This is a genomic window from Nonomuraea guangzhouensis (assembly GCF_019396345.1).
GTDB lineage: Bacteria > Actinomycetota > Actinomycetes > Streptosporangiales > Streptosporangiaceae > Nonomuraea > Nonomuraea guangzhouensis.
In genome coordinates this window covers 1-6812 of record NZ_JAHKRM010000087.1, presented here as the reverse complement: position 1 = coordinate 6812, position 6812 = coordinate 1, and the positions used below count along the sequence as shown (strand labels likewise).

At 66.6% G+C, this 6812-nt stretch carries 6 protein-coding genes; 2 read left to right on the top strand and 4 right to left on the bottom strand.

Annotated elements, in window-relative coordinates:
* Nucleotides 1-200: 200 nt before the first annotated feature.
* Entirely contained in the window at nt 201-350 is a 150-nt protein-coding gene (locus KME78_RS63335) for a hypothetical protein (RefSeq protein ID WP_219539898.1), read from the top strand.
* 143 nt (nt 351-493) lie between these two features.
* On the opposite strand, the gene KME78_RS63330 is transcribed toward KME78_RS63335, so the two are convergent.
* The 4 genes from KME78_RS63330 to KME78_RS63315 all read right to left on the bottom strand — a co-directional run bounded on the left by KME78_RS63330 (nt 494) and on the right by KME78_RS63315 (nt 5745).
* The gene (locus tag KME78_RS63330; RefSeq protein ID WP_219539897.1) at nt 494-766 is read right to left on the bottom strand and encodes a hypothetical protein; all 273 of its coding nucleotides are present in this window, start codon (nt 764-766) and stop codon (nt 494-496) included.
* A 108-nt stretch (nt 767-874) separates the two neighbouring features.
* Nucleotides 875-1225: a DoxX family protein gene (locus KME78_RS63325; RefSeq protein ID WP_219539896.1), complete on the bottom strand. Its 351-nt coding sequence runs from the start codon at nt 1223-1225 to the stop codon at nt 875-877.
* 951 nt (nt 1226-2176) lie between these two features.
* Nucleotides 2177-4594 (bottom strand): tyrosine-type recombinase/integrase, encoded by a 2418-nt coding sequence (locus KME78_RS63320; RefSeq protein WP_219539895.1) that lies wholly within the window; start codon nt 4592-4594, stop codon nt 2177-2179.
* Nucleotides 4588-5745 (bottom strand): tyrosine-type recombinase/integrase, encoded by a 1158-nt coding sequence (locus tag KME78_RS63315; protein WP_219539894.1) that lies wholly within the window; start codon nt 5743-5745, stop codon nt 4588-4590. The genes KME78_RS63320 and KME78_RS63315 overlap by 7 nt, the downstream gene beginning before the upstream one ends.
* 744 nt (nt 5746-6489) lie before the next feature.
* On the opposite strand from KME78_RS63315, the gene KME78_RS63310 reads away from it, so the two are divergent.
* A complete protein-coding gene (locus KME78_RS63310) occupies nt 6490-6744 on the top strand; it encodes a hypothetical protein (protein WP_372455140.1) in 255 nt (84 codons plus the stop codon).
* Nucleotides 6745-6812 lie beyond the last annotated feature (68 nt).

The window sequence follows — 6812 nt, the reverse complement described above, 5'->3', positions numbered from 1 at the left end:
AAACGCTGGATCACCCGCTGGAAAGCCGCTCTCAACGCCTTCGCCATCACCTTCGAAGGCCGCCTGAACCCGACCACCCCATAGAACTAATTCAAGATCGAGTTACACCGTTTACTGGACAGGCCCTCCGGCTGACCTGCGGCGGAGGCTTATCGTTCAATTCCGGCCGGATAGTCCAGGACCCGGGTTATGCCCGGTGGGTGAGGTATGCGCATGGTGGCGGGCTGAGCGCCAAGGAGCGCGAGCGGCGGGAGCGATTACGACTGCAGGCGGTGAAGCTGTTCGCTCAAGGGGTGTCGCCGGAGGTGGCCCGGCGGTTCCGGATTACGCGGATGTCGGCCAGCCGGTAGCATCGAGCCTGGCAGCAGGGTCGTACGCAGGCGTTGGCGTCCAAGGGACCGGGCGGGGAGAAGTGCCGGCTGGATGAGCGTCGGCTGGCGCGGCTGGCGGCAGAGTTGGAACGTGGTCCGGCGGCGCACGGCTGGAGTGAGGATCAGCGCCCCCCGGCCGCCAACGCCCGGCCGTAGCGTAGGAACTCCTGCTTGGCGCGCAGATAGCCGATGCTCGCCTCAGCCCCGCAGCGTCGCTCAGTGTCCAGGTCCTCGGTATCGGCCTGAGCCCGGATCTGGCCGGCCGCCTCGGCGGCACGCCCGGCCAGCAGCACCAGCGCCTTGACGGCCACCCACTCTTCCGCCGCCGGATCGTCGGCGGCATGGCAGCAGAACGTGGCCTTCCACAGATACTCCAATGAAGAGCCAAGGTTCATGGCGGGTGCCGGCGAGAAACAGGTGGGTGTGAGCGACGAAGGCTCCGTGAGGCTGGATCGGTACAGCATCCGTTTGAACCGGATGAGGAACGTGGACTGTTCTGCCCATTACGCCGACGCACGTAAGATCACGAGAAGCACCACCAACGCCAGCACCAGGACGTCGATGGATATCATCACCACCGAGTCGGACACCCGGATCCGGCTGATGATTGCACCCGCCATCAACATGACCAGCCCCATCGACGCGGCCACGCCGAACAACGGCACCGCGAGCCCGGCGAGCAGCCCCACACCACCGGCTGATTCGCATACGCCGATCAATCGCCACAATCTCGGCGGGAGCCCGAGATGATCGCGAATAGCCAGCGATTGCGGCAGACTCAGCACCTTGACCCCGCCGGTCCCGATGAAAAGCAGGCCAAGCAGGATCGACAACACGATAACGACGGTGCTCATCAAGGGCGCTCCAAAGATCCACATGGCAGCCAACTGCCGAATAACTTGCGCTATCGCGGCGACCGGATCACGATGAGTATGCCAGCAGTGCCCGTTGCGTCCCCACGGGGTGCGGCTCTGCTGGAGGGATGGACTTACGGGCGCGGCGCGAGCGGCAGGCGTTCCTGACCGCCCGCCGTGACGGTGCCGGGATAGCCCTGGAGGCGACCGGGATCGACGGCGCGCTGCGCCGACAGGTGGAAAGCAGGTATCACTGTCCGTTACCTGGATGTGTAACGAGCTCATCGAGGCCGTCACCCACCTCGCCTTCTATGTGGGCTGGCCGAAGGCCATGACGGCGATCATGACCGCGAAGCAGGTCATTTCGGCCTGAGCACCCGGGAGGAGCCGCCCGGACTCCAACGAACAGCCCCATGCGAGGAGGAGTCACGCACGTCGCCGACGACGCCCGGCACGAACGTACCCCCATGCGCTCAACGGCGGACCACACTCCTGGCGGCGGTTCGCGCCCCGCTCGCCCCTGGAGCCGTGGCGTCCGCCAGCGCCTTGGCGCGCCTGAGATTCGACGGGCGTCCCTCGCTTGCCGGGGTCGACGGGCTGGGTGACAGCGCGCCCTCGGCTCAAGCTCCACCCGGGTCACCACAGCGGGCGGGGCGGCCGGCGTCAGCTCCTGGGACGGTTCGATGAGCAATGCCTTGGGGCAGGCTTGAGTGTGACTCGCATCGCTGAATGGGTCTGGTGCGTTTGATGGGGAGCCGTAACGGTGGGTGATCTCGAGGGCTCAGTTCAGCAGTGCCAACTTTCGGAGGAGGTCATAGTTGGCCCGCCCGAACATGAGCCGCTTCAAGAATTTGTAAGATGCTCAAGCGACAGATGCACGGCCGCGCTAACCCCGATCTCCTGCGCATTCTCTGAACTTGTTGTCGATCTTGAAGGGGCGGCTTCAAGGAGTCAGTTCTCGCGACGGATGGTGGGGGTTGGAAGGTCCACGACGGCGGGTGCGCGACGGCGGTCGATCTGGGTGAGCTTGTCGTTGGCGCCGGCCAGGCTGATGCGGAGTCCTTCGACTTCGCCGAGCCATCCTTCTCGCTCGGCCTCGGTGATCCGGGCGATGAGGTTGTCGCGGATGTCGACGATGCGCGGTCGCTGTGCGGGGTCCGGCCAGTGCATGGGGCAGCGCAAGCAGGCGTGTTCATGGACGCAGGGTGTTGAGTAGGCTCGGGCGCAGATGCCGGTGGAGACCTTGCGTCGCTCGAAGTGGCCGAGGAATTCGGCCCATTCCTCGTCGGTAGGGACTCGATATTCCTCGCTCGGGCGTAGGCTGCGGCGCCGGGCCAGGAATGCCAGGTGCGCTTGGATCGATTCCTCGGGATAGATCGCCTTATAGCCCATCGTGACGTTGATGTCGCGGTGCCCGGCGATGACTTGGGCGATATGCGGTGGCAGGCCGTTGAGGATGGCGTCGGTGATGAACAGTCTGCGGAAGTCGTGGGGCGTGTAGTTGAGTGGCCCGCCATCGACCGGGTCGGTCAGGCCGGTGTCGGCCAGGGCTGCCTGGATCATCTTGCGGATCGTGCCGTGGCTGATCGCCCGGTTTTCGGTGCCGAACCTGCGCTGGAACAGCACCGGGGCGGGTGGCCTCCAGATGCACTCGTGCCAGTCGTAGGCCGGGACCAGTGGAACGGTTCCGGTCTCGTCACGGACGCGGACGATGATGGCGGACAGCACGTCGGCCAGCTCAGGGCTGACCACCAGCAGCCGTTCGGCGTCGGTCTTGGATGGTGCGATCTGCAGCAGGGGCACGAGTTCGCCGGTCGTGGGCAGGCGGTATTGGATCAGGCTGTGATGGGTGGCCTCCATCAACTCCTCAATCCGGATCCCGGTCAGGCGCAGCACATTGACGGCGGCCCATGCCCAGAAGGCGTATTCCTCCTCGCGTCGCAGGTCGCGCCGGTGGTCGGCAGTGTCTGCCACCAGCAGCTTTCCCGCCCAGGGCCGCAGACGGGTCAGATGCTGGCCGGCGACGGTGAAGCTCTGCCCCGGCTCTGTCCTCTGTGCCACCGCCAGCAGTTCCGCGGACGCCAGTCGTCGCTGCTCGACCGTGGCGACCAGCACCGGCAGGACCGGGAGGCGTTCGCGAGTGCGGGCGTCCATGCGTGCCTTATGGCGGCGCTTGGCTTTGCGATGCTCGACGTCGTCGCGTCCGACCGGACACGGCGCGACCCATGGCGCCCAGCGCGCAGGATCCTCCAGCGCCCACTGGGACAGATCGAGGTAGAACGCCCGAACCTTGACCAGGCATTCGCGGTATGAGATCCGGGGGATCGGCTCACCGGCGTCACTGCCGGGCGGCGGCTTGGTCAGCAGCCGCTCCCGCCACGCGGCGGCGACCTCCGGCGCCAGGCGCAGCGAGTCGATACCCGGATGGTGCACTTCGAGATCTCGCCAGAAGCGCCGGGCCAGGTAGTAAGCCAGGTCTCTCAAGCTGTTGTAATCCAGGCTCGGCTGGCGTTCGTGAAGATAGACGACCAGCAGGTCCCGGATCGGGCGGCACTGGAGCCCGTAGCGGTCGACCAGCTGCTCGGGCGTGAGCTGACCGCCGGTGCGCAGTTGCCGGAACCGCAGCGGAGCCTGCTCGCCAAGGAGCTCGAGATCGCGAAGCACTTGATAGAACACCGGAACGGCACGAGGCCAGGCCGCCAGCGTCTCGGTCTCGGTGTCCACCAACTCCAGTACGTCGCCGACGGTGATGTCGGCCAGGGTTCCGCCTTTAGCTGCGACGATCACCGCCGCGCGTTGTGCTGTGAGTCGCGCTGCCTGCTTGGTGATCCCCGAGTGTGTCCGGCAGTGCTCGCGCAGCCGGCCGAATCCGCCGGGATCACGCTCCAGGGCCAAGCCGTCGGCCAGTTCGGATTTGATCGAGGGCACGCAGACGAGCCAGCGCAGCGCTGGTCGCACCACATCGGCGAAGATCAACGCCAACAGCGCTGAGGACAGCTCCGATGGCAGCCAGGCCGACCGCAGTCCCTGTTCTGCCAGCCAGGCAACGGGCTTCTGCCTCCACCTCGGGCCCAGAGTCTCGGCGCCGCTGCTGGTCCACCGCTGCTGCCAGGTGTCGCCGGGCTGGCCGGCGAGCCAGTCCAGCAGGTGCCGCAGACCCCGGACACGCTTGGCCTGGACCACTGGGTTGCTGATCACGAACGGCGCAACAGTCGCCCACCGAATCGCCGTCTCGCGGTCGCATTGCGTGGTCGACCAGGTCGCATCGATGGGACGGGGCGGGAATCGCGTGCGCACCGCCTCACGGCCCAGCCTCGGCCCGGTCGAGCGCGTCGGTGACGCCGACACGGCCGCGGCCGCGCTCACCATGCTCTGGAGCCGAACAGCACGTCCAGGGACTCCGGCCGATAGCCCGGCGCGGGAGGCGCAAGCGTGCGCGCGGCCGACTGCCGGGTTTGCTCGGCGTGATGGGCCAGCACCCTGCGGATCACGTCCTCCTTGCGAGGCGTCAGGTAGATCTGCGTGGTCGTCAAGTGAGCGTGCCCTAGGACGAACTGGACGTCGGTCAACGGCAGTCCCGGGTCCTCGGCCATCCGATAGGCCGCGGTATGCCGCAGGGCGTGGAGCCTCGCCGAGGTCCCCGCCGCATCGTTGACCCGCTCGAACATGCGGTGCGCTGCGTGGTAGGTCAACGGGCGGAACGGCCGGCGCAGCGTCCACCACAACGGCAGCCGTCTCCCCTTCGGGATCAGGCCATCCATCTCCACCTGGTAGAGCCGCAACCACACGAACGCATCCGTGGAAGCCGGAAGCTCCTGCAGTTCGCCGGTGCCCTTGCGAACCACCGAGATCAGCTGCCGTCCTGGATCGACACCGCCCTGCATCGTCGACAGCAGCTCCGACGCCCTCGCCCCGGTCGAGACGTAGCACGCGACCAGCGCCCGATCCCGATGCGACGGCAGCCGGGCGAAGATCTCGTTGAACTCCTCATCCGGGATGGAGCGCGGGACCCGCTTCGGAACCCGCGGCCGATAAAGCCCGGCCCGCTCATTGGGGAACGGCTCCATCGGATTGTGGTGCGCATACGCCCGACCGCCGTGTCGTGACCGATCCAACGGAAACGGGTTCATCAGAATCGGGCTGCCATCGATGCCCAGGTGGAAGCCGTAGAAGCAGCGCAGCACCGTCTCGCTATGCGCCCGCACCGACGCCGCGTACGGCTCCCCCGACGAGGTCTGCGACGAGGAGTCGGCACTCCGCCAGTGCGGGCGTGTCGGCTTCCCAGCGACCAGCAGCCAGCGACAGAAGTCCCGCGCCTCCACCCGCGTGGCCCGCTCCCAGGACATGTCGATCGCCCAGAGAAACCGAAACCAGCGCAGAAGGTCCAACCCGTAGGAGCGAACGGTTGCCTGGCTGCGTCCGGCCGCCTGCAAGTCGCGGAAGTACGAAGCCACCGCCTCAACCGGAATGCCGTCGGGATCGACCAAGCGATACGGCTCCCACTGGCTGCCGGTCGCCACCAGTGCCCCCACCGCCGGAACACTCAGGGACGCTAAATCCCGTTGCGCTTCCTCATCTGAGATCACGGGCAGTGACCGTAGACCCACAAGCTTTGACCTGTCTCCTGAACTGCAAAAACAGCCCTCGTAGTTCAGTCAATAAGTAAACGAATCCTGCTGGCCAACTGACCAGGGGTTTCGATCACGGAAAGTGTGCCTGATCCCGAATTCGGCCGTCGTTGACACTCGAACACTGCGCCTGCCGAAAATTTCATTCATGCAGGTCAAGTGGCATCAGAAACCGCGACGGCAAGTCGAAAGGCTTCGCCTGCCCTATCGACGCGGGCAAGAGCCGGGTCGTCCTGCGCGAGGACACCCTGTAGCCCTACCGCTTGACGACCACCGGGCTCACCGAGTCACGCGCGACGATGTGGGTGCCGCCACCATCTCGGTGCCGGACCCCTTGGGCGCCTGTGTGGATGCCGGTGGTTCCTGGCCGCTCGTCAGGGTGTGGGTGTCAACGGCGCCACTCCACGGGGTCCTCCCGGTAGCTGTCCTGGTCGAACTTCGCGCCGATGATGTCGATACCGGAACGGGCGGCCGCGAGCCGGCAGGTTTCGAAGCTCGGGCGCTCACGGTCCGGCAGGGCACCGGCTGGTTCCTGCGCAACCCCGCCGACCTCGACCCTGAGGAAGACCGCCAGATCCAGGCGGCACGGCCGGGGCGGTCGTCGCCGGGCGCCTGCTCGAGAACTCGTCCCTGTCCGTGGTGGTGGTCGAGGCCGGGCCCGACTATGGCTCCTTCGACTCGGGACGGTGGCCTCGCGAGCTTCTCGACAGCTCGACGCTGCCGGACACGCACGACTGGGGCTATCGCGGCCCCGGCGCACATCCCGGACAGGAGTTGCCGTTCGAGCGCGCGCGTGTCATCGGCGGCTGTTCTTCCCACAACGGCTGCTCTCAGTGGGTGTTCTGTGAGCGTTCGTCAGGTCTGAGTCTGGGCAGCGCTATCTATTCGTGAGAGCTCGGTTGGGGCAGCGCGAAGAGGCCCGGTTCGGGTTCGACGACGATGCCCCGGGCGACCATGCG